Here is a 22,073-nt window from a genome sequence, read left to right as displayed (position 1 = left end):
CTGACCAGGGAGCTCCACGGGACGTATGCGAAATGTATGGAAGCCGTTTCAGTCGTTGTATTTCGCCGCGCTGATGATGTTGATCGGCTCGGGCCTGCTCAGCACCTACCTGGCCCTGCGCCTGGCTGCCGACCACGTCGACAGCCTGTGGGTGGGTGCGTTGATGGCGGCCAACTACTTTGGTCTGGCGGTTGGCGGCAAGGTTGGCCACCGGCTGATCGGACGGGTAGGGCACATACGCGCCTATGCCACCTGTGCCGGTATCGTCGGCGCTGCGGTGCTCGGCCATGGCCTGACCAGCTGGCTGCCGGCCTGGGTCGGGCTGCGCGTGATCGTCGGCCTGGGGATGATGTGCCAATACATGGTCATCGAGAGCTGGCTCAATGAGCAGGCCGATGTGAAGCACCGGGGCGCGGTGTTCAGCGGCTACATGATTGCCTCGTACCTGGGGCTGGTGCTTGGCCAGTTGATTCTGGTGGTGCACCCGCAGCTCGGCCCTGAGCTGCTGATGCTGGTGGCGATGTGCTTTGCCCTGTGCCTGGTGCCCGTGGCGATGACCCGGCGTATTCACCCGGCGCCCTTGCGCCCGGCACCGATGGAGCCGAAGTTCTTCATCAAGCGCGTGCCGCAGTCGCTCAGTACGGTTTTGGGCTCGGGGCTGATTGTCGGCTCGTTCTACGGTCTGGCGCCTTTGTATGCGTCAAGCCAGGGGATGAGTACCGAGCAGATCGGTCTGTTCATGGGTAGCTGCATTTTTGCCGGCCTGCTGGTGCAGTGGCCGCTGGGCTGGTTGTCTGACCGTTATGACCGGGCGGTGCTGATTCGGAGTGTGGCAGTGGGGCTGGCGCTGGCTGCTGCGCCATTGGCAATACTGCCCAGTGTGCCGCTGGAGTTGCTGTTCGGTATCGGCTTCCTGATCTCGTTGCTGCAGTTTTGCCTGTACCCGCTGGCGGTTGCTTTTTCCAATGACCACGTGGAAAGCGAGCGCCGGGTATCGCTGACGGCGATGCTGTTGGTGACCTACGGTGTGGGTGCATGCGTCGGCCCGCTGGCGGCAGGGGTTCTGATGAAAGTGCTGGGCGCGCAGATGCTGTATGCCTTCTTCGTGTTCTTTGCCCTGGTGCTGGTCTGGCGCATTCGGCCGAAAGCGGTTACCGGCCTGCATCAGGTGCAGGACGCACCGCTGGGCCACGTGGCGATGCCGGCGGCCGGTTCGCCATTATCGGCGGCGCTGGACCCGCGAGTGGATGAGCAGACGGTGCAGGACGTGATGCAGGCGCCGGTGGCGGCTGAAGACACCGAGGATGAAGAGAAGGGCGCGCAGCAACAGGCGCCTGAAGAGGTCAGCAAGTCGGTGTAGGAGCGGGTTTACCCGCGAAGAGGCCAGCCCAGCAGAAACACAAATGAAAACGCCACCTCAGCAGGTGGCGTTTTCTGTTTTACCGACCGACGATCAATAATCGTCCTTGTCGAACCGCCGCGCCTCACGCTGCAGCTGGTACACGAAACTCTCGATCTTGCGCTGCGCCTGCCCGCTCAGGTTGTGGAAGCGCACGCCGGCAAAGGTGGTGTTGATGCGCTCTTCATAGTGCAGATGACGCAGCTCGACCATGGTGTCCACCAGGCCCAGTGGGTTGCCCGCCTTGAAGCGCTCATACACCTGGCCCAGTTGCAAGCGGTCTTCGACATTGCCTTCGAAGCGCAGTTTGCAGCCGGTGGCCGAGATATCCAGCAGCTTGCCTCGCATGGCGCCGTTGCCCTTGAGGTGAGCACCGTCAAGGATGATGTCGACCAGCTGCGATAGCTTCAGCGCGGCGCGGAAGGCGTTGCGGCGCTGGTGGTAGGTCACCTCTTGCGGCAGGGGGCCGCTGTAGCAGCGGTGGCCGTCGACTTCGCTGATTTTCAGCGCGTGATCGCATTCCCAGGCGATGCGTACACCATCGTGGAAGCCTTCGACACGGAAGTGCTCGCCGTTCTCGATGAATTTCTCGCCGTCACGGGGGATCATCTCATCCAGTGCCAGGGTGTTGCTTTCGCGGTCCACGTGCACCACATAGCTCTGGAAGCGCTGGCTGCGGTCATGGAAGGTGATGATCAGGGGGTCGTGGCTTTCCTGCAGCTGCCGCAAGTTGGCCGCAATCTCCAAGGGGGTGCTCAACACCTTGGGTGGTTGCGGGGCATCGGATTCATTGAACACAGCTTATTGTTCTCCAGGCAAAAGCGACACACGCAAGTAACGGCATTTTGCCACTATGTTCTGTGCCTTGATAGAAAAATCACACTTGGCTGAGCGCGCGCGGCTTGGCCAGCGGCGAGGTGCTGCCACGGCTGTCGTAGAGCGAAGGCGAATCGCCGCCCTGAAGGATGCGGATCTGGTTGTTGGTGACGTGTTGCTGCACCTGGATGATCCGGCCATTGGTCTGGTTGACCTGCTGGCAGTCGTCCATCAGTTGCGACAACATGTCGAGCCGCTGCAGCATCACATCACCATGGGGTGACTGCGCAGCTACAGCCTGCACACCGGTGCGGTCGGCACTCAGGCCCAGGCTGCCGAGCAATTGGCTGCGGCGCTGGCCGTGCTGCTCGAGCAAGATGATCAACGACTGCTTGCGCGCCAGGATTTGCTCCAGCAGCGGCATGTCGCGGCCATGCAGGGCGATTGCTTCCTTGTGCAGAAGGTCGAGCAATTCCTGCATCGGGGCAATGTCATCTTCGATCAGTTGCAGCAAGGTGGTGTCGTGCATGGCTAACTCTTGGCTTTTCTGGCGTCCGTGAAGTCAGCGCGCCGTACGGTCAGCGCTGGGCTTCGAAATCAAGCAGTTTGCTGGCGACCCGGCCGGCATCGACCTGGTAGCTGCCGTCGGCGATCGCCTGCTTCAACTGGGCCACACGGGCGCTGTTGACCACGGGCTCGTCGCGCAGCTTGTCGCTGATCTTCTGCAACTGCTGTGCCTCTTGGCTGAGGTGTACCGCCTCTCCGCTGGCGCTGGTGTCTTTCACCGCTTCCTGGCTGGCTGCCGGTTTTTCGGCGCTGCCGGACGCGGTGTTGCCGCGCACGCCGCCCGTGACGGACGGAGAGTTATTCAAACGACTGAAGTCGATGACCATGATCAGAAACCTCTGGGTATTTGGACGCTTGCCTTGTTTTCGGCCAACCCGATATAAACTTTAGGCACAAATGCATTGCCGCCTGTCGGCAAGCCCGCGAACCCGTGTTCTGACACAGTTTAGGAAAAGCGGTTCCTCACTGCCAGCGCAATCTGGTGGCTAGCCTACATACTGACCTCGACCTGGCCCGGGCCGGTCACCCTGGCCTTGACCACGCGTTTGGAATTGAGGTTGCGTACCCGGATCTGCTCGCTCAGGCCGCCCTTGCTCAGGGCTTCGCCCGGCATGCGCACACTCAGGCTGCCACTGCGGGCGATGATCACCACCTGGTCACCCTTGCGCACCACCTCGGCCTGTTCCAGGTGTTGCGGGGTGAGCACCTGGTCGATCACCGTGGGGCGCAGCATCTTCATGCCCACCGCCTGGTCCAGCTCGGTCAGAAAGCCCTGGCCCAGGGTGCCGACATCGCGCTCGCGCAGGGCCACGTCACCTTCGCCGACCGTGGTGTCGCGCTTGAGCGGGCGGGTCACCACCACCACATCGCGGAAAAGTCGCACGGTGGCCGGCACGAATACCGTCCACGGTGCTGCGCCGTTGCAGCGTATCCGTACCGTCACCCGGCCCAGCGGCTGGGCCGGGCTTTCCAGTGAGGCGTCCAGCTGCTGGCTGCACAACGGCATGCGCAGGCGTGGGTCCAGCGGGTTGACCTGAATTTCATAGCGGCCGGCAGTCTGGGTGGTGGACAGATAATCTTCAACGGTGAATTCAAGAAACCCTTGGGTGACACCGATAAGCTGTTCAGGCAAGGTGAACGCGTTCGCCACCGTGCGAACGCCGGGCATCAGCAGGCACAGCATGGCCAGCGGGCCAGTCAGCAGGCGTGTCAATCGTCGGGAAAATGTCGTTTTCGTGTGCATGACACTCAAAAAAGCAAAGCCCGTGCCGACTCGCTACCTGAGTTGCAACGAAAGGCTGAAACGTTAAGGAGTCTGGCATGGCGGGTGTTATGGATTCGGTCAACCAGCGCACGCAGCTGGTGGGGCAGAATCGCCTGGAATTGCTGCTGTTCCGCCTCAATGGCGAACAGCTTTACGGCATCAATGTGTTCAAGGTCAGGGAAGTACTGCAATGCCCTGCGCTGACCCTGCTGCCCAAGGCGCACCCTGTGGTGCGTGGCGTTGCCAATATTCGCGGGGCGACCATCCCGATCCTCGACTTGTCGATGGCCACCGGGTTGCGGCCGTTGCAGGAAGACACACGCAACAGCTTCGTGATCATCACCGAGTACAACACCAAGACCCAAGGCTTCCTGGTGCATTCGGTGGAGCGCATCGTCAACATGAACTGGGAAGAGATCCATCCGCCACCCAAGGGTACCGGCCGCGATCACTACCTGACCGCGGTCACTCGGGTGGACAACCGCATGGTCGAGATCATCGACGTGGAGAAGGTGCTGGCCGAAGTGTCGCCGTCGTCCGAGTCGGTATCGGCCGGTGTGATCGATGCCGAAGTGCAGGACAAGGCGGTGTTGATGCGGGTGCTGACCGTCGACGACTCGTCAGTGGCGCGCAAGCAGGTCAGCCGTTGCCTGCAGACCGTTGGGGTCGAGGTGGTGGCGCTCAATGATGGCCGTCAGGCGCTGAACTACCTGCGTCAGCTGGTGGATGAGGGCAAAAAGCCGGAAGAAGAGTTCCTGATGATGATCTCGGACATTGAAATGCCGGAAATGGACGGATATACGCTAACCGCGGAGATTCGCAGCGATCCACGCATGCAAAAATTGCACATCTGCCTGCATACTTCGCTTTCCGGGGTGTTCAACCAGGCAATGGTCAAGAAGGTCGGCGCCGATGACTTCCTGGCCAAGTTCAAGCCGGACGACCTGGCCCAGCGGGTGGTCGACCGGATCAAGGCAGCGCATTGAAGCAGCCGGGGGCATGCCCTCCGGCACCAGTGATTGAAAAGAGGCGGCAGTAGTGTCTACGGGTAATTTGGATTTCGAACAGTTCCGGGTCTTCCTGGAGAAAGCCTGTGGCATCCTGCTGGGCGAGAATAAGCAGTACCTGGTTTCCAGCCGTCTCAACAAGCTGATGGAACAACAGGGCATCAAGAGCCTGGGTGAGCTGGTGCAGCGCATCCAGGCCCAGCCGCGCGGCGGTTTGCGCGAGCAGGTGGTCGATGCCATGACCACCAACGAGACCCTGTGGTTTCGCGACACCTACCCGTTCGAGGTGTTGAAGAACAAGGTGATCCCCGAGTTCATCCGCAACAACCCCGGCCAGCGCCTGCGCATGTGGTCGGCGGCCTGTTCGTCGGGGCAGGAGCCGTATTCCATTTCAATGGCGATCGACGAGTTCGAGCGCAGCAACCTCGGCCAGTTGAAGATGGGGGCGCAGATCGTCGCCACCGATCTCTCCGGCACCATGCTGACCAACTGCAAGACCGGCGAATACGACAGCCTGGCGATTGCCCGCGGCCTGTCCCAGGAACGCCTGCAGCGCTATTTCGACCCCAAGGGGCCGGGGCGTTGGGCGGTCAAGCCGGCGATTCGCAGCCGTGTCGAGTTCCGCTCGTTCAACCTGCTCGACAGTTATGCCAGTCTGGGCAAGTTCGACATCGTGTTTTGTCGCAATGTGCTGATCTATTTCTCGGCGCAGGTGAAGAAGGACATCCTGCTGCGCATTCACAGTACCCTCAAGCCCGGTGGCTACCTGTTCCTCGGCGCCTCGGAAGCGCTGAACGGCTTGCCGGACCATTACCAGATGGTGCAGTGCAGCCCGGGGATCATCTACCAGGCCAAGTAAGCACGAAGGCCGGTATCGAGAGATGCCGGCCTTTTGTTTGCCTATCCGCTGTTCCTGCCGAGCTCCCCGTAGGAGCGGGTTTACCCGCGAAGAGGCCGGCCCTGCTGGCCATTTACCACCCGCCGTTCACCGTTGCTGCCGCTACCGTATTCGCGGGTAAACCCGCTCCTACGACGGATCGGGGGTGGACACAGGTCGGTGGTTGGGCACAGGCCGCGTGTAGGAGCGGGTTTACCCGCGAAGAGGCCGGCCCTGCTGGCCATTTACCACCCGCCGTTCACCGTTGCCGCCGCTACCGTATTCGCGGGTAAACCCGCTCCTACGCAGATTGGTGGTGGACATACATCGGAGGTTGGACACAGACCGCCGTAGGAGCGGGTTTACCCGCGAAGAGGTCCGCCCAGGAAAACACTGACGTCAATTTTTTGTTTTGCCGCTTTTGCCGCCCATCAATTGCCGCTTTTGTCACCTCAGGCGGAAGGCCTTTGCCGCTTTTCTGGCATCAATCTGACAGTACTGCGCCGCAAAACCCCATAAACACGGGCTTTTCAGTGGTTGGCACAGCCCTTGCTATACCTTGCTCAACGAAATTCCGGTCAACCTCTGAAGGTTTCCCTGACATGAGCATCAGCTTCGACAAGGCGCTTGGTATTCACGAAAAGGCACTGGGCTTCCGCGCCCAGCGCGCTGAAGTGCTGGCCAACAACATCGCCAACGCCGACACGCCCAACTACAAGGCCCGTGACATGGACTTCGCCTCGGTGCTCGCAGCCGAAAGCGACAAGCAGCAGAGCGGCGGCCGCTTCAACCTTGACCGGACCAACAGCCGGCACATCGAAGCTGAGGGCCTGGCCATGGCCGATGAAACCCTCAAGTACCGCACGCCGCTGCAGCCGTCGATCGACCAGAACACCGTGGATGCGCAGATCGAGCAATCGAACTACACGGAAAACGCGATTGGCTTCCAGGCCAGCTTCACCTTGCTCAACAGTAAATTCAAAGGGCTGGTTTCCGCCCTGCGGGGAGAATGACCATGTCCCTTTCCAGTGTCTTCAACATTGCCGGTAGCGGCATGAGCGCACAGAACACGCGTCTGAACACCGTGGCGTCCAACATCGCCAACGCCGAGACCGTGTCTTCGAGCATCGACCAGACGTACCGCGCCCGCCACCCGGTGTTCGCCACCACCTTCCAGAATGCGCAGGCCGGCAGCAGCCAGTCGCTGTTCGAAGACCAGGGCGAGGCAGGGCAGGGCGTGCAGGTAAAAGGCATCGTCGAAGACCAGAGTACCCTTGAAGCACGCTACGAGCCGAACCACCCGGCGGCGAACAAGGACGGCTACGTCTACTACCCGAACGTCAATGTGGTCGAGGAGATGGCTGACATGATCTCCGCCAGCCGCGCGTTTCAGACCAACGCTGAACTGATGAACACGGCCAAGAACATGATGCAGAAAGTGCTGACCCTGGGGCAGTGATAGGAAGCCGACATGACCACCACCAATTCCACTACAGACGTCGGCAGCGCATACCTGACCTCGCTGCAGAAGCAGACGTCCAAGACTGACAGTTCTACCGGCGCCGCCGGCAGTGCGCTGGGCAAGGACGCGTTCCTGCAGTTGCTGGTCACCCAGATGCAGAACCAGAACCCGCTCGACCCGCAGGAAAACGGCGAGTTCGTGGCCCAGTTGGCGCAGTTCAGCAGCCTGGAAAGCATGCAGTCGCTGAACGACGCAGTGACCTACATCGCGGCTGGGCTGCAATCTTCCCAGGCCTTGCAGGCCTCCTCGCTGGTCGGGCGCAATGTCATTGTCCAGACCGACAAGGCTGTGGTCGATACCAGCAAGGACATGAAGGGCTCGGTCAACCTGACGTCGTCCAGTACCTCCACCTCGGTGGGGATCTACGACAAGGACGACAAACTGGTGCGCACCATCGAACTCGGTACCCAGAAGTCTGGCAGCATCGACTTTACCTGGGATGGCCTGAACGATGACGGTGAAGTCGCGGCCGCCGGGACCTACACCTTCAAGGCCACCGCCTCGATCGATGGCAAGGCCACGGCCATGACCACCAACCTGCCGGCCTCGGTTACCAGTGTGACCATGGGTAGCAACGGTTCGGAGATGACGCTCAACCTGGCCGGGCTGGGCAGTGTTGCGCTTTCCAAAATCCAAAGCATCGGCATCTAGGGCCTGAGCAAAACGACAGGAGTTACACATGTCTTTCAATATCGGCCTTAGCGGCCTCTATGCAGCAAACAAGGCCCTGAACGTTACCGGCAACAACATTGCCAACGTTGCCACCACCGGCTTCAAGTCGTCGCGTGCCGAGTTCGCCGACCAGTACTCCAACTCTATCCGCGGCACCAGCGCGGGCAAGACCGTGATCGGCACCGGGGTAAAGACTGCCGCGGTTTCGCAGCTGTTCACGCCAGGCAATATCAACGCCACCGGCCAGGCGCTGGACATGGCTATCGATGGCAACGGCTTCTTTGCCCTGAACGACAACGGCTCGAAGATCTACACCCGTGCGGGCGCTTTCTACAGCGACAAGGCCGGTTATGTGGTGAATGCTTCGGGTGCCAACCTGCAGGGTTATGCGGTCGGCGAGGACGGCAAGATCATCCAGGGTATCCTGACTGACCTGCAGATCGATACTTCCAACCTGACGCCGAAGCCGACCGGCCTCATCACAGAGAAGATCAACCTGAACTCGGCCGCGACCTCCCCGTCGGTGACGCCCTTCGATCCCACCAATGCCAGCTCCTACAACTTCACGTTCAATACCCCGGTGTTCGACAGCCAGGGTAATGAACACCAGATGAACCAGTACTTCATCAAGGACGACGCGACCAATACCTGGTCCATGCACACCACTATCGATGGCCGCAACCCGGCCAATCCGGCTTCCACCACGCCGCTGGTCAACGCCGTGCCGTTCAAGTCCGATGGTACGCTGGACAAGGATGCAATGACTGCGGGTGACGTCGCGGGCGGCCTGAGCATTGGCGAAGACAAGATCTTCCAGCTCAACGACTGGATCCCGGCGCAGAAAAACGCCGCTGGAGAGTGGTCGGCCAATGGCGCCATCGCCAACGCGGACGGTGTGAAGCTGGACATGCTGGGTGCCACCCAATACAACGCGTCGTCCGCAGAAATCGCCAAAACCCAGGATGGCTTCGCCACCGGTGAGCTGTCTGGGCTGAGCATCGACCAGAACGGCTACCTGTTTGCCAGCTTCACCAACGGCAAGGACAAGGTGATCGGCCAGGTGGCAATTGCCAACTTCGCCAACCTGCAGGGCCTGACGCCGATTGGCGGTACCAACTGGAAAGAGTCCTATGCCTCGGGCGTGCCGGTGATCGGCGCTCCGGACACCGGTACCCTCGGCCAGATTTCCGGTGGTGCCCTGGAGGACTCCAACGTCGACCTGACCGGCGAGCTGGTCAACCTGATCAAGGCGCAGAGCAACTACCAGGCCAATGCCAAGACCATTTCCACTGAAAGCACCATCATGCAGACCATCATTCAGATGACCTGATGATTGTTTTTGCTGTGGTGTTTGTAATTGGGGCCGCAAAGCGGCCCCAAGAATGTGAAGGTTCATGCGAATGAAGCGGCTGTCGTTACTGGCCTTGTTCCCCCTGCTGGTGCTGGTTCTGCCGGCCCCCGCTGCCCCCGCCCCGTTCTATCAATGGCAAAGCCTGGTCACCGGCCGCTACCTGTGTTCGGCCCACAACCCGGGCAAAGGCTGGGTGCGCCACTCTGGCCCCTACAACAACGCCGCCTGCCGCGCCCATTGAGCAAGCCCTTGCCGCAGGCGGCAAACATCCGCCGACAAACTGACGGTTATTGCCCCTTGCCGCGCTGAAAGCCCCGTAAACCGGGTGTTTCAGACTTGGTTCAATTATTGCTTGGAACCTGCCCAGTGACAGCGCGGCAGCTACGCGCAGAGGAGAAACTGTGGACAAGTTGCTTTATGTGGCCATGACCGGCGCCAGCCAGAACGCGCTGGCGCAGAAGGCCCACGCCAACAACCTGGCGAACATTTCCACCAACGGTTTTCAGCGCGACCTGGAGCAGGCCCGCTCGATGCCGGTGTTCGGTGACAGCTTTCCGGCGCGTGCATTCGCCATGACCGAGCGCCCGGCCACCGACTTCAGTGAAGGCCCGTTGGTCGAAACTGGCCGCGACCTTGACGTGGCGGTGACCGGCAAAGGCTTTATCGCCGTGCAGGCGCCGGACGGCAGCGAAGCCTATGTGCGTACCGGTAGCCTGAACATCGATGCCCTCGGTGTCCTGCGTGCCGGCAATGGCATGCCGGTGATCGGCAACGGTGGCCCGATCGCCATCCCGCCGGAGCAGAAAGTGGAAGTGGGTGCCGACGGCACCATCAGCATCCGCTCCATGGGTGAAGACCCGCGGGTGATGGCCGAGGTCGACCGCATCAAGCTGGTCAACCCGGACACCAAAGGCCTGACGAAGGGCCTGGACGGTCTGATCCACACCACTTCCGGCCAGCCGGCCGATGCCGACGTCAACGTGCGGGTGGTGGCTGGCTTCCTGGAAGGCAGCAATGTCAACGCTGTCGAGGAAATGACCTCGGTGCTGGCGCTGTCCCGCCAGTTCGAACTGCACGTCAAGATGATGAATACGGCCAAGGAAGGCGACGAAGCCATGGCTCGGGTTTTGCAAATCGGCTAATCACTTTTGAACGGGTGCCGTAAAACAGGCGCACGAGGAGAACTCACATGCTTCCGGCTCTTTGGGTCGCTAAAACCGGCCTGTCCGCTCAGGACACCAACCTGACGGTCATTTCCAACAACCTGGCCAACGTCTCGACCACCGGCTTCAAGCGTGATCGCGCCGAATTCGCAGACCTGCTCTACCAGATCAAGCGCCAGCCTGGTGCCCAGTCGACCCAGGACAGCGAGCTGCCCTCGGGCCTGCAGGTCGGTACCGGTGTGCGTATTGTGGGCACCCAGAAAAGCTTCGTCGCCGGCAGCCTGCAAACCACCGAAAACCCGTTGGACATGGCAGTCAACGGCCGCGGTTTCTTCCAGGTCCTGCAGCCGGACGGCACCGTGTCGTACACCCGTGACGGCACCTTCCACCTGAACTCCGATGGCCAGATCGTCACCGCCAACGGCTACGCCCTGGAACCTGCCATTGTCGTGCCTAACGACGCCCAGACCTTCACCGTTGGCCAGGACGGCACCGTGTCGATCACCACCGCCGGCAACCCGGCTGCACAGGTGATCGGCAACATCCAGACCGCCGACTTCATCAATCCGGCCGGCCTGCAGGCGATCGGCGACAACCTGTTCCTCGAGACCGCCGCCAGTGGTGCACCGCAGGTCGGCACCCCAGGCCTGAACGGTTTTGGCACCACCTTGCAGCAGACGCTGGAGAACTCCAACGTCAGTACCGTGGAAGAGCTGGTGAACATGATCACCACTCAGCGTGCCTACGAGATGAACTCCAAAGTCATTTCCACGGCCGACCAGATGCTGTCGTTCGTTACTCAACAGCTCTAAGCCCTGTCACTCAGCTGCGCCCGTGAGGTAAGTGTCATGAATCGTCTGTTGTCCGTTTTCGCCCTGGGGGGGGCGGTGTTGCTGGCAGGTTGCGTCGCACCGACGCCCAAGCCCAACGACCCGTACTATGCGCCGGTGTTGCCGCGCACCCCGTTGCCGGCAGCGGCCAACAACGGTTCAATCTACCAGGCCGGTTTCGAGCAGAACCTGTACAGCGACCGCAAGGCGTTCCGGGTGGGTGACATCATCACCATCACGCTCAATGAGCGCACGTCCGCCAGCAAGAACGCGGGCTCGCAGATCGCCAAGACCAGCAAGACCGACATCGGCCTGACTTCGCTGTTTGGTAGCACGCCCAACACCAATAATCCGTTCGGTGGTGGCGACCTTTCGCTGGAGGCCGGTTATAGCGGCGATCGCGCGACCAAGGGCGACAGCAAGGCCACCCAGGGCAACACGCTGACCGGTTCGATCACCGTCACCGTGGCCGAAGTGCTGCCCAACGGCATCATCGCCGTGCGCGGCGAGAAGTGGCTGACCCTGAACACCGGCGAAGAGCTGGTGCGCATTGCCGGCATGGTTCGCGCTGACGATATCGCCACCGACAACACCGTGCCGTCCACCCGTGTGGCCGACGCGCGCATCACCTACTCCGGTACCGGTTCGTTCGCCGATGCCAGCCAGCCCGGGTGGCTGGACCGCTTCTTCATCAGCCCGCTTTGGCCTTTCTGAGTACGGATGACCATGTTCAACGTGAGGCAGCTGATTGCCACAACCCTGCTTTTGTCCTGCGCCTTCGCTGCCCAGGCCGAGCGCCTGAAGGACATTGCCAGCATCTCTGGCGTACGTTCCAACCAGTTGATTGGTTACGGCCTGGTGGTGGGCCTCAATGGCACGGGTGACCAGACCACCCAGACGCCGTTCACCCTGCAAACCTTCAACAACATGCTGTCGCAATTCGGCATCAAGGTGCCGGCCGGTTCCGGCAACGTGCAGCTGAAGAACGTTGCCGCAGTGTCGGTGCACGCCGACCTGCCACCGTTCGCCAAGCCGGGCCAGGTGGTGGACATCACCGTGTCGTCGATCGGTAACTCGAAGAGCCTGCGCGGCGGCAGCCTGTTGATGACCCCGCTCAAGGGTATAGACGGCAATGTCTATGCCATTGCCCAGGGCAACCTGGTCGTGGGTGGCTTTGACGCCGAGGGCCGTGACGGCTCCAAGATCACTGTCAACGTGCCGTCGGCTGGCCGTATCCCGGGTGGTGCCAGTGTCGAGCGTGCGGTGCCGAGCGGCTTCAACCAGGGCAATACCCTGACCCTGAACCTCAATCGTCCCGACTTCACGACCGCCAAGCGCATCGTGGACAAGGTCAACGACCTGCTCGGCCCTGGCGTGGCCCAGGCCGTGGATGGTGGTTCGGTACGGGTCAGCGCGCCGATGGACCCAAGCCAGCGCGTGGATTATCTGTCGATCCTCGAAAACCTCGAAATCGACCCGGGCCAGGCGGTGGCCAAGGTCATCATCAACTCGCGTACCGGCACCATCGTCATCGGCCAGAACGTCAAGGTGTCGCCGGCGGCGGTTACCCACGGCAGCCTGACCGTGACCATCACCGAAGACCCGATCGTCAGCCAGCCGGGGGCCTTCTCCAATGGTCAGACTGCCGTGGTGCCACGCTCGCGGGTCAATGCCGAGCAGGAAGCCAAGCCGATGTTCAAGTTCGGCCCGGGCACCACGCTGGATGAAATCGTCCGCGCGGTGAACCAGGTGGGCGCAGCGCCCGGCGACCTGATGGCGATCCTCGAAGCCTTGAAGCAGGCCGGCGCCTTGCAGGCCGACCTGATCGTGATCTGAGGACGGCGCGGATGAATATCAAAAGCCAGGTATCCGGTAGTGCCGACAGCGGCGCCTATACCGACCTCAACCGCCTGAGTGCCCTCAAGCACGGCGACCGCGACAGCGAAGCCAATGTGCGCAAGGTGGCCCAGGAATTCGAGTCGCTGTTCATCAGCGAAATGCTCAAGGCCTCGCGCAAGGCCAGTGACGTGCTGGCCGACGACAACCCGATGAACACCGAAACGGTCAAGCAGTACCGCGACATGTACGACCAGCAGTTGGCCGTGAGCATGTCCCGCGAAGGTGGCGGCATCGGCTTGCAGGACGTGCTGGTGCGCCAGCTGACCAAGGGCCGCAGTGCGTCGATCAATACCAGCCCGTTCCCGCGCGTCGATAGCAGTGGCCCGGCATTGTGGGGCAACAAGGTGGCGGAGCCGGCGCATGCCATGGCCTCGTCCACTACGCGAAATGACGTTGCTGCACTCAACGCGCGGCGCCTGGCCCTGCCCAGCAAACTCACCGACCGCCTGTTGGCCGGTATCGTGCCGTCGGCGGAAACTGCCAATAACGCCGCCGTGCCTGCCCGTGACGGTCAGCCAGTCGCCAAGGCCTTCGCCGTGCCGGACAACGGCCTGCGCATTGTCGGCCGTGCCGTGGCCCAGCCACCGCTGGCACCGAACAAGGCTTTCACCGACAGCGACGCCTTCGTCGCCACCATGCTGCCAATGGCCGAGCAGGCCGCCAGGCGCATTGGTGTCGACCCGCGCTACCTGGTGGCCCAGGCCGCGCTGGAAACCGGTTGGGGCAAGTCGGTGATGCGCAACAGCGACGGCAGCAGCAGCCACAACCTGTTCGGCATCAAAGCCACCGGCAACTGGCAAGGCGAGCAGGCGCGGGCGATCACCAGCGAATTCCGCGATGGCCAGTTCGTCAAGGAAACCGCGGCGTTCCGCAGCTACGACTCCTACCAGGACAGCTTCCACGATCTCGTTACCTTGCTGCAGAGCAATGCTCGCTATCAAGGTGCGCTGGATGCGGCCGATAACCCTGAGCAGTTTGCAAGAGAGCTGCAAAAAGCAGGTTATGCGACCGACCCGGGCTATGCGAAGAAGATCATCAGCATCGCCCAGCAAATGCAGTCAACCCCGCAATACGCCATGGCTGGCAGAACCACGAACTTATAAAAGGACTAAATCATGTCGAGCCTGATTTCCATCGGCCTGAGTGGCCTGAGTGCCAGCCAGGCGGCCTTGTCGGTAACCAGTAACAACATCGCCAACGCCGCGACCAGTGGCTACTCGCGCCAGCAGACGGTTCAGGCGGCGGGGCCTTCGCACAACATAGGCGCAGGGTTCCTGGGTACCGGGACCACGCTGGCGGATGTGCGTCGCATCTACAGCTCCTACCTGGACAACCAGTTGCAGACGGCCACCTCGTTGCAGGCAGACTCGCTGACGTTCCAGGATCAGATCACCAGCGTCGACAAGCTGCTGGCCGACCGTGACACCGGTATCAGTTCGGTCCTTACCGCCTTCTTTTCGGCGCTGCAGACTGCAGCGGCGAAACCGGGTGACGTTGCCTCGCGTCAGCTGCTGCTGACCCAGGCGCAAACCCTGAGCAACCGTTTCAACGCGGTGAGCACCCAGCTGACCCAGCAGAACGCCACGATCAACTCCCAGCTCGACACCATGGCCGGCCAGGTGAACAAGCTCACCGCCAACATTGCCGAGTACAACAAGCAGATCACCGCCGCCAGCGCCTCCGGCAACAGCCCTAACAGCCTGCTGGATGCGCGCAGCGAAGCCGTGCGCCAGCTCAACGAGCTGGTAGGGGTGACGGTACAGGAGCGTGATGGCAACTACGACGTGTACCTGGGCAGTGGCCAATCGCTGGTCACCGGAACCAAGGCCAACACCTTGTCGGTGGAGCCGGGTGTGGCCGACAAGAGCCAGGTTGCCCTGCGCATCAACTATGACTCGTTCAGCTCGGACGTGACCTCGGTGGTGTCCGGTGGCGCCATTGGCGGCCTGTTGCGTTATCGCCAGGACGTGCTGACGCCGTCGATGAACGAGCTTGGTCGCGTTGCCCTGGTCGTCGCCGACAGCATCAATAGCCAGCTGGGGCAGGGCCTGGATGCCAACGGCCAGTTCGGCAGCTCGCTGTTCTCCAGCATCAACAGCGCCACCGCCATTGCCCAGCGCAGCCTGGCCTCGTCGAACAACGGTGCAGGCTCCGGCAATCTGGATGTCACCATCGCCAACAGCGGTGCGCTGACCACCTACGACTACGAGGTGAAGTTCACCAGCGCCAACCAGTACAGTGTGCGCCGCTCAGACGGCACCGACATGGGCAGCTTCGACCTGAATGCCGACCCGGCACCGGTGATCGATGGTTTCAGCCTGGCGTTGAAAGGCGGCGGCCTGGCGGCCGGCGACAGCTTCAAGGTCATCCCCACCCGTGCAGCTGCCGGGAGCATTACCACGACTTTGACCGATGCCAACAAGCTGGCCTTCGCCGGCCCTGTCAGCGCGACCTCGGGCAGTGGCAACAGCGGTACTGGCACCATCACCCAGCCGACCCTGAGCGAGTCGCTGGACATCTACGGCGGTGCCGATACCGCGCTGATCCAGCAGTCGATTCGCGATTCGATGCCGGTGCGCGTGGTGTTCGATGCTGCCAGTGGCGGCTCCCAGGGCTACAAGCTGTTCGATGCCAAGGGCACCCAGATTGGTACCGGCAGCGTGGTGCCTGGGCAGGACAACAAGTTGTCCATCGCCGTGCCGATGCTGGATGCGGCCGGCGACCCGATTCTGGATGGTAGCGGTAACCCGCGTACCTTTGCCGTCGAGACCACAATCGGTGGCAGCCCTGCGGCCAATGACAGCTTTACCCTGTCGTTCAATGCCGACGGCAAGGCGGACAACCGCAATGCCAACGCGCTGCTGGACCTGCAGACCAAGTCGACCGTGGGCACCAATTCTGGCACCGGGACCAGCTTCACCTCGGCCTACGCCTCGCTGGTCGAGCGGGTAGGGGCCAAGGCCAGCCAGGCCACCATTGACACCACGGCGACCCAGGCAGTGCTCAAGTCTGCGACCGAGAGCCGCAGCGCGGTGTCGGGCGTCAACCTCGATGACGAAGCGGCCAGCCTGGTGAAGTTCCAGCACTACTACACAGCGTCGTCGCAGATCATCAAGGCGGCGCAAGAAACCTTCTCCACCCTGATCAACGCCCTGTAAGGAGTAGCGGACCGTGCGTATTTCAACTGCTCAGTTCTATGAGACCAGCGCCACTAGCTACTCCCAGAACTACTCCAACTTGGCCAAGATTACCGAACAGGTCACCTCCAAATCGCGCATCCAGTCGGCCGGTGACGACCCGGTCGGCGCTGCGCGCTTGCTTGTGCTGCAGCAACAGAGCGCCTTGTTGGAGCAGTACAGCGGAAACATGACCACGGTCAAGAACGCCCTGCTGCAGGAAGAGAGCGTGCTATCGACCATCAACGATGCCCTGCAGCGTGCCAGCGAGCTGGCGATCCAGGCGGGTAACGGGGGCCTGAGCGATGCCGACCGTACCTCGATCGCCAGCGAGATCAAGGAAATCGAAGCCAACGTGTTCGGTCTGCTGAACTCGCGCGATGCCAACGGCGACTACATGTTTGGCGGCTCCAAGTCGTCGACCCCGCCCTATGTGCGCAACGCCGACGGCACCTACAGCTACCAGGGCGACCAGACCCAGCTGAGCCTGCAGGTGTCCGACACCTTGCGCCTGGCGACCAACGACACCGGCTACAGCATTTTCGACCAGGCCACCAATAACAGCCGCACCCAGTCGAGCCTGGTAGCACCGTCGCCGGATGACGGCAAGGTATTGCTGTCTGGCGGCCTGTTGACCTCGGCCACCACCTACGGCAATCAGTTTGCCGCTGGTCAGCCGTATTCTGTCACCTTCACCAGTGCCACCGAGTACAGCGTGAGGGATGCCGCCGGCAATGACATCACCAATGAAACCGCCGGCAAGGGCAAGTTCGACGTCAATACCGAAGGCGGCAAGATGATCTCGCTGCGCGGTGTCGACTTCGAGATCAACCTGAACCTGGCGGAAGGTGACGATGCTGACGCCGTCGTTGCCGGCCATGTGTTCACCCTCGAAGCCAAGCCCGATACCCTCACGGCGACGCGTAGCGCGGGCAACCCGTCGACGGCGCAGGTGACCGGCACCAGCGTTACCGACCCGGAAGCTTACCGTAGCACCTTCCCAAGCAACGGCGCGGTGATCCGCTTCACCAGCGACACCGAGTATTCTCTGTATGCGCAGCCGTACAGTGCCGACAGTAAGCCGATTGGCTCGGGTACAGTAGGGGCGGGCAACGCAGTGACGGTGGCAGGCGTTACCTACCAGTTCGACAGCGCGCCGAAGCAAGGCGACCAGTTCTCGGTCAATGCCAATACCCATCGCACGCAGAACGTACTGGACACCCTGGGGCAGCTACGCAGCGCTCTCGAAAAGCCACTGGACACACCCGAGGCGCAGGCTGCACTGAAAACCGCCACCGACTCGGCGATTTCCAACCTGGCCAGTGCCCGGGATCGTATCGACATTACCCGTGGTTCGATCGGTGCGCGGGGCAACTCGCTGGATATTCAGGCGCAGGAAAACGAAAGCCTGGGGCTGGCCAACCAAAGCACACAAAGTGCCATTGGCGATACTGACATGGCCTCGGCCACCATTCAGCTGACCCTGCAGCAGGCCATGCTTGAAGCTTCGCAGTTGGCGTTTGCGCGCATTTCTCAGCTAAGCCTGTTCGACAAGATCTAATCTGCCTGCCTGATCCTGGGGCTGCTGCACAGCCCTATCGCGACACAAGGCCCCCCACAGGTCCTCCTCTCTCCTGAGGGTGGCGTATTTGGGCTGCTCCCCAGGGTTGGATTGGTGTCCAGCTTCTTGGGGGCAGTCCAGGTCGTCCTCTCTCCTGAAGGTGGCGTATTTGTGGGAGCGGCCTTGCGTCGCGAAAGGGCCGCGAAGCGGCCCCATCGATATCGGTTGCGAAGCTGATCATTCGGGGTCCAGTGCCCGCCCGGTCATTCCAAAAATTCCCCAGTCCCCACACCCTCGCCACGGCTTTCGTAGCATTTCAATGTGACCAATGAGTCAAAACGCTCATCTTCCCTGTATTCTATGCAGCAGCTGTTGCAGCATTTTGTTACCGGTGCGCAGGCGAGCCCTGGCTACAACCCCTGGCGGTGACCGCTCCGGTATTTGGCGCCCTCAATTCATCGAGTGGTGGTCTTTGGCTGTTTTCATTGGGAAGCCAGAATGATTGGCATCAAAAGCATTGCGAGTTACGTGCCCACCGCTGGCCTGGACAACTACGTTCAGGGTGCGAAGTTCGGCAAGGACGAAGAGTTCATGTTCGGCAAGATCGGTGCGTCGTTCCTGCCGCGCAAGGCCGAAGAGCAAGAAACCTCCGACTTGTGCGTAGAAGCCGCCCAGGCGCTGTTCGCCAGCAACCCCGACCTTGATCCGCAATCGATCGATGCGTTGATCGTGGTCACCCAGAACGGCGACGAAGAAGGCCTGCCGCACACCGCAGCCATCGTCCAGAGCAAACTTGGCCTGTCTACCCGCGTGGCGGCGTTCGACGTGTCGCTGGGCTGCTCCGGCTATGTGTATGGCCTGTATGCGATCAAAGGCTTCATGGAGGCGGCAGGCCTGAAGAACGGCCTGCTGATCACCGCCGACCCGTATTCGAAGATCGTCGACCCGGAAGACCGCAACACCACCATGCTGTTCGGCGACGCCGCCACGGCAACCTGGATGGGTGAAAACGCGGTTTGGAACCTGGGCCAGGCGCGTTTCGGCACTGACGGTTCCGGTGCCGAGCACCTGAAAGTCAGTGACGGCAAATTCTTCATGAATGGCCGCCAGGTATTCAACTTCGCCCTGATCAAAGTGCCAGCGCACCTGCACGAGCTGCTGGATGCCAGCGGCCTGAAGTCGTCGGATATCGACGCCTTCTGCATCCACCAGGGCAGTGCGGCGATTGTCGACGCCGTGGCGCGACGCTTTGAAGAGCAACACCCGGAGAAGTTCGTCAAGGACATGCTGGAAACCGGCAATACGGTGTCCTCCAGTGTTCCGCTGCTGCTGCAGAAGCACATGCTCGATGGCAGCTGGAAGCGCGTGGCGATCAGTGGCTTTGGCGTGGGCCTGTCGTGGGGCTCGGCCATCCTGTACCGCGACTGACCCCAGTCAGCCCCCAAAAGCGCCCGGCGGCCACCGCCCGGCGCTTTTTTTCTGCCGAAAATAAATGTCTGCCTGACGCAGCCCATTGTAGGAGCGGGTTCACCCGCGAAGAAGGCAGCTCGGTCTATGGCACCGGCTTCGCCGGTGTTCGCGGGTGAACCCGCCCCTACAGACGGGATGAGGCATTCAGCCCATTCCAAACAGTTTTTGACGCCAATAAACCGCCCTTAACCCCTTGATTTCTCAGGGCTGGCCCCATGCCAGTATTTTTTTTTTGAAAAAACCCTCAAGCAACCCGCACACCCGACGATAACCATTACGAAGGTTCTCTAGGCCACACCCGGCTGTCGCCAGGGCCGGAAGCCGCAGTATCCATACAACGAGGAATTCGTCATGGCTTTGACCGTTAACACTAACATCACCTCCTTGGGCGTTCAGAAGAACCTGAACCGTGCTTCCGACGCGCTGGGCACCTCCATGTCCCGCCTGTCCTCTGGCCTGAAAATCAACAGCGCCAAAGACGACGCCGCTGGCCTGCAGATCGCCAACCGTCTGACCAGTCAGGTCAAAGGCCTGGCCGTCGGCGTGAAAAACGCCAACGACGGTATCTCCATCGCCCAGACCGCTGAAGGCGCGATGCAGGAATCCACCAACATTTTGCAGCGTATGCGCGAACTGGCCCTGCAATCCGCCAACGGCTCGAACAGCGATGACGACCGTGCTTCCCTGCAGCAAGAATTCACTGCCCTGACCGGCGAACTGAACCGTATCGCCAGCACCACCACCTTTGGTGGCCGTAACCTCCTGGACGGCTCGTTCGGCAGCACTTCATTCCAGGTTGGCGCCAACGCTAACGAAACCATCTCGTTCGGCATGAGCAACCTGAGCGCTACCGGTCTGAAAGGTACCTACAGCGAGGCCAACGTTGCTGGTGTCGCTACCCAGATGAAGGCTTCGGTTACTGGTTCGCTGAACTACCAGGCGGGTGGTCTCTACACCGCTGACGCAACCAATGATCAAACGCTGACTTTGGCTGGCACTGATATCACCATCGCTTCAGGTTCGTCTATTGCTCAGGCAGTTTCGGCCATCAACGCCAAAACTGCTGACACTGGCGTAACCGCCAAGCTGGATGATGCCGGTACTGGCATCATCATGAGCTCGAAGAAGGCGTTCACTACTTCTGCGACTGCGGGCGGGCTGATCGCTGGTGTAGGTACCACTGAGAGCACTGCTGCCAAAACCACTGCGCTGAACAACGATGCAGAAATCAACATCAATGGCGTGTCGATTGCCCTGGCTGCTGCCGATCCTCTGGGTGGCGCGGCAAGCGTGGTTTCGAAGATCAATGCTGAAACCGCGAACACTGGTGTTACTGCCAGCCTGACCAGTGATGGCCGTTTGCAGCTGGATTCCACTGACGCCGGTGTTCCAACTGGTAAGGCAATCACCCTGGCTGATGGTTCGGGTGCAGATGGCGCGGGTACTCTCGCTGCGCTGGGTCTGTCGGCCGGCACTACCGAAACCAAACTGACCGCCAACACCTCGCTGAACATCAACGGCGTAGAAGTCAAGTTCAACCAAGGCTCGACCATGGACGAGATTATCTCGTCCATCAACAGCGCCAGCACTGGCGTGACTGCTTCCAAGGTGACCACTGCTGGCGCCGACAAGATCTCGCTGTTCTCCGACAACGACATCAAGATCTCTGAAGGTAGCGCTGGTACCGGCCTGACCATGCTGGGTCTGACCGCTGGTTCCACCACTGCGGCTGTGCAAAATACTACCATGTCCGACTTGAGCATCCTGACTGCCGACGCGTCGCAGCAAGCCGTTCAAGCTCTGGACTCCGCCATCCAGCAGGTCGACAGCCAGCGCGCCCAGCTGGGTGCGGTGCAAAACCGTTTCAACAGCACCGTTTCTAACCTGCAAAGCATCTCGGAAAACTCCACTGCGGCCCGCAGCCGTGTGCAGGACGCCGACTTCGCTTCGGAAACTGCCGAGCTGACCAAGCAGCAAACCCTGCAACAGGCTTCCACTGCGATTCTGTCTCAGGCCAACCAGCTGCCGTCGTCGGTACTGAAACTGCTGGGCTAATTTCAAAAGCTGAGTAGTTTGACGAAGGGTACGGCGACGTACCCTTTCGTCTTTCCAAGAAAAGAGGTGTAAGAAATGGATATGAGCGTGAAACTGGGCCTGTCCTATCCCGCCTCCGCTGCGCCCGACACGTCGACGAGCAAGCGGCAAGCAAGCGAACAGGCAGCTGACGAGCCTGTCGCCAAAGAATCTAAGCCTGTAGCTCGAAAAGAGCTGGAAACCGCTGTAAATGCGATCCAGGACTTCGTAAAGGCTTCAGAGCGACAACTCGACTTTTCGATCGATGAAGCCTCCGGTCTGGTGGTGGTCAAAGTCATAGCCCGTCAAAGTGGCGAAGTCATCCGCCAGCTGCCTTCGGAAGTGGCGCTGAAACTGGCGGAAAACCTCAAGGATGCCGGCAGCCTGTTGTTCGACACCCAGGCCTGAGTTGGCACGGCTTTTGTT

The 22,073-nt window shown here is 61.1% G+C and carries 22 protein-coding genes; 18 read left to right on the top strand and 4 right to left on the bottom strand.

The genetic code is table 11. The features are described from left to right. Positions 1–25 precede the first annotated feature (25 nt). The gene (locus C4Q27_RS03975; protein WP_010955108.1) at positions 26–1,360 is read left to right on the top strand and encodes an MFS transporter; all 1,335 of its coding nucleotides are present in this window, start codon (positions 26–28) and stop codon (positions 1,358–1,360) included. 93 nt (positions 1,361–1,453) lie between these two features. Here C4Q27_RS03975 and C4Q27_RS03970 read toward each other — a convergent pair whose 3' ends face one another. The 4 genes from C4Q27_RS03970 to flgA form a co-directional block, all read right to left on the bottom strand. After that, positions 1,454–2,197, bottom strand: coding sequence for a flagellar brake protein (locus C4Q27_RS03970; RefSeq protein WP_064493115.1), 744 nt, complete (start codon positions 2,195–2,197; stop codon positions 1,454–1,456). A gap of 79 nt (positions 2,198–2,276) precedes the next feature. After that, the gene (locus C4Q27_RS03965; protein WP_010955106.1) at positions 2,277–2,744 is read right to left on the bottom strand and encodes a flagella synthesis protein FlgN; all 468 of its coding nucleotides are present in this window, start codon (positions 2,742–2,744) and stop codon (positions 2,277–2,279) included. A gap of 49 nt (positions 2,745–2,793) precedes the next feature. After that, positions 2,794–3,108 (bottom strand): flagellar biosynthesis anti-sigma factor FlgM, encoded by a 315-nt coding sequence (gene flgM, locus C4Q27_RS03960; protein WP_003254479.1) that lies wholly within the window; start codon positions 3,106–3,108, stop codon positions 2,794–2,796. 164 nt (positions 3,109–3,272) lie between these two features. Continuing rightward, complete coding sequence (gene flgA, locus C4Q27_RS03955) at positions 3,273–4,025, bottom strand: flagellar basal body P-ring formation chaperone FlgA (protein WP_064493114.1); 753 nt, start codon at positions 4,023–4,025, stop codon at positions 3,273–3,275. A 77-nt stretch (positions 4,026–4,102) separates the two neighbouring features. Between flgA and C4Q27_RS03950 the strand changes: the two genes are divergently transcribed. The 17 genes from C4Q27_RS03950 to C4Q27_RS03855 all read left to right on the top strand — a co-directional run bounded on the left by C4Q27_RS03950 (position 4,103) and on the right by C4Q27_RS03855 (position 22,055). Further along, positions 4,103–5,032 (top strand): chemotaxis protein CheV, encoded by a 930-nt coding sequence (locus C4Q27_RS03950; RefSeq protein ID WP_010955104.1) that lies wholly within the window; start codon positions 4,103–4,105, stop codon positions 5,030–5,032. Between the two features lie 52 nt (positions 5,033–5,084). After that, positions 5,085–5,912: a protein-glutamate O-methyltransferase CheR gene (gene cheR / locus C4Q27_RS03945; RefSeq protein ID WP_004575768.1), complete on the top strand. Its 828-nt coding sequence runs from the start codon at positions 5,085–5,087 to the stop codon at positions 5,910–5,912. 620 nt (positions 5,913–6,532) lie between these two features. After that, positions 6,533–6,943, top strand: coding sequence for a flagellar basal body rod protein FlgB (flgB, locus tag C4Q27_RS03935; RefSeq protein ID WP_010955103.1), 411 nt, complete (start codon positions 6,533–6,535; stop codon positions 6,941–6,943). 2 nt (positions 6,944–6,945) lie between these two features. Beyond that, positions 6,946–7,389 carry a flagellar basal body rod protein FlgC gene (flgC, locus tag C4Q27_RS03930; RefSeq protein ID WP_003254469.1) on the top strand — a complete coding sequence of 148 codons (444 nt, stop codon included), beginning with the start codon at positions 6,946–6,948 and terminating at the stop codon, positions 7,387–7,389. A 12-nt stretch (positions 7,390–7,401) separates the two neighbouring features. After that, positions 7,402–8,103, top strand: coding sequence for a flagellar hook assembly protein FlgD (gene flgD, locus C4Q27_RS03925; protein ID WP_003254468.1), 702 nt, complete (start codon positions 7,402–7,404; stop codon positions 8,101–8,103). Between the two features lie 28 nt (positions 8,104–8,131). After that, entirely contained in the window at positions 8,132–9,454 is a 1,323-nt protein-coding gene (gene flgE / locus C4Q27_RS03920; RefSeq protein WP_020189992.1) for a flagellar hook protein FlgE, read from the top strand. Between the two features lie 70 nt (positions 9,455–9,524). Then, on the top strand, positions 9,525–9,716 hold the full coding sequence (locus C4Q27_RS03915; RefSeq protein WP_003254464.1) for a hypothetical protein: 192 nt from the start codon (positions 9,525–9,527) through the stop codon (positions 9,714–9,716). Positions 9,717–9,876: 160 nt separating this feature from the next. After that, a complete protein-coding gene (flgF, locus tag C4Q27_RS03910; RefSeq protein ID WP_010955101.1) occupies positions 9,877–10,617 on the top strand; it encodes a flagellar basal-body rod protein FlgF in 741 nt (246 codons plus the stop codon). 47 nt (positions 10,618–10,664) lie between these two features. Then, on the top strand, positions 10,665–11,450 hold the full coding sequence (gene flgG, locus C4Q27_RS03905; RefSeq protein ID WP_003254462.1) for a flagellar basal-body rod protein FlgG: 786 nt from the start codon (positions 10,665–10,667) through the stop codon (positions 11,448–11,450). Positions 11,451–11,486: 36 nt separating this feature from the next. Then, a complete protein-coding gene (gene flgH, locus C4Q27_RS03900) occupies positions 11,487–12,182 on the top strand; it encodes a flagellar basal body L-ring protein FlgH (RefSeq protein WP_003254461.1) in 696 nt (231 codons plus the stop codon). A 12-nt stretch (positions 12,183–12,194) separates the two neighbouring features. Next, the gene (locus tag C4Q27_RS03895) at positions 12,195–13,304 is read left to right on the top strand and encodes a flagellar basal body P-ring protein FlgI (protein ID WP_004575771.1); all 1,110 of its coding nucleotides are present in this window, start codon (positions 12,195–12,197) and stop codon (positions 13,302–13,304) included. Between the two features lie 11 nt (positions 13,305–13,315). After that, complete coding sequence (gene flgJ / locus C4Q27_RS03890) at positions 13,316–14,470, top strand: flagellar assembly peptidoglycan hydrolase FlgJ (RefSeq protein WP_064491817.1); 1,155 nt, start codon at positions 13,316–13,318, stop codon at positions 14,468–14,470. A 12-nt stretch (positions 14,471–14,482) separates the two neighbouring features. Then, entirely contained in the window at positions 14,483–16,525 is a 2,043-nt protein-coding gene (flgK, locus tag C4Q27_RS03885; protein ID WP_104886527.1) for a flagellar hook-associated protein FlgK, read from the top strand. Positions 16,526–16,538: 13 nt separating this feature from the next. Then, positions 16,539–18,104, top strand: coding sequence for a flagellar hook-associated protein 3 (locus tag C4Q27_RS03880; RefSeq protein ID WP_003254454.1), 1,566 nt, complete (start codon positions 16,539–16,541; stop codon positions 18,102–18,104). A 498-nt stretch (positions 18,105–18,602) separates the two neighbouring features. Further along, entirely contained in the window at positions 18,603–19,532 is a 930-nt protein-coding gene (locus tag C4Q27_RS03870; RefSeq protein WP_003254453.1) for a ketoacyl-ACP synthase III, read from the top strand. 393 nt (positions 19,533–19,925) lie between these two features. Beyond that, positions 19,926–21,629, top strand: coding sequence for a flagellin (locus C4Q27_RS03860; RefSeq protein WP_104886524.1), 1,704 nt, complete (start codon positions 19,926–19,928; stop codon positions 21,627–21,629). A 75-nt stretch (positions 21,630–21,704) separates the two neighbouring features. After that, on the top strand, positions 21,705–22,055 hold the full coding sequence (locus C4Q27_RS03855) for a flagellar protein FlaG (protein WP_104886523.1): 351 nt from the start codon (positions 21,705–21,707) through the stop codon (positions 22,053–22,055). The last annotated feature ends 18 nt before the right edge of the window (positions 22,056–22,073 follow it).

The sequence above is a fragment of the Pseudomonas sp. SWI36 genome, from assembly GCF_002948105.1.
GTDB classification, from domain to species: domain Bacteria; phylum Pseudomonadota; class Gammaproteobacteria; order Pseudomonadales; family Pseudomonadaceae; genus Aquipseudomonas; species Aquipseudomonas alloputida.
This window is presented reverse-complemented; position numbering and strand designations above follow the sequence as displayed.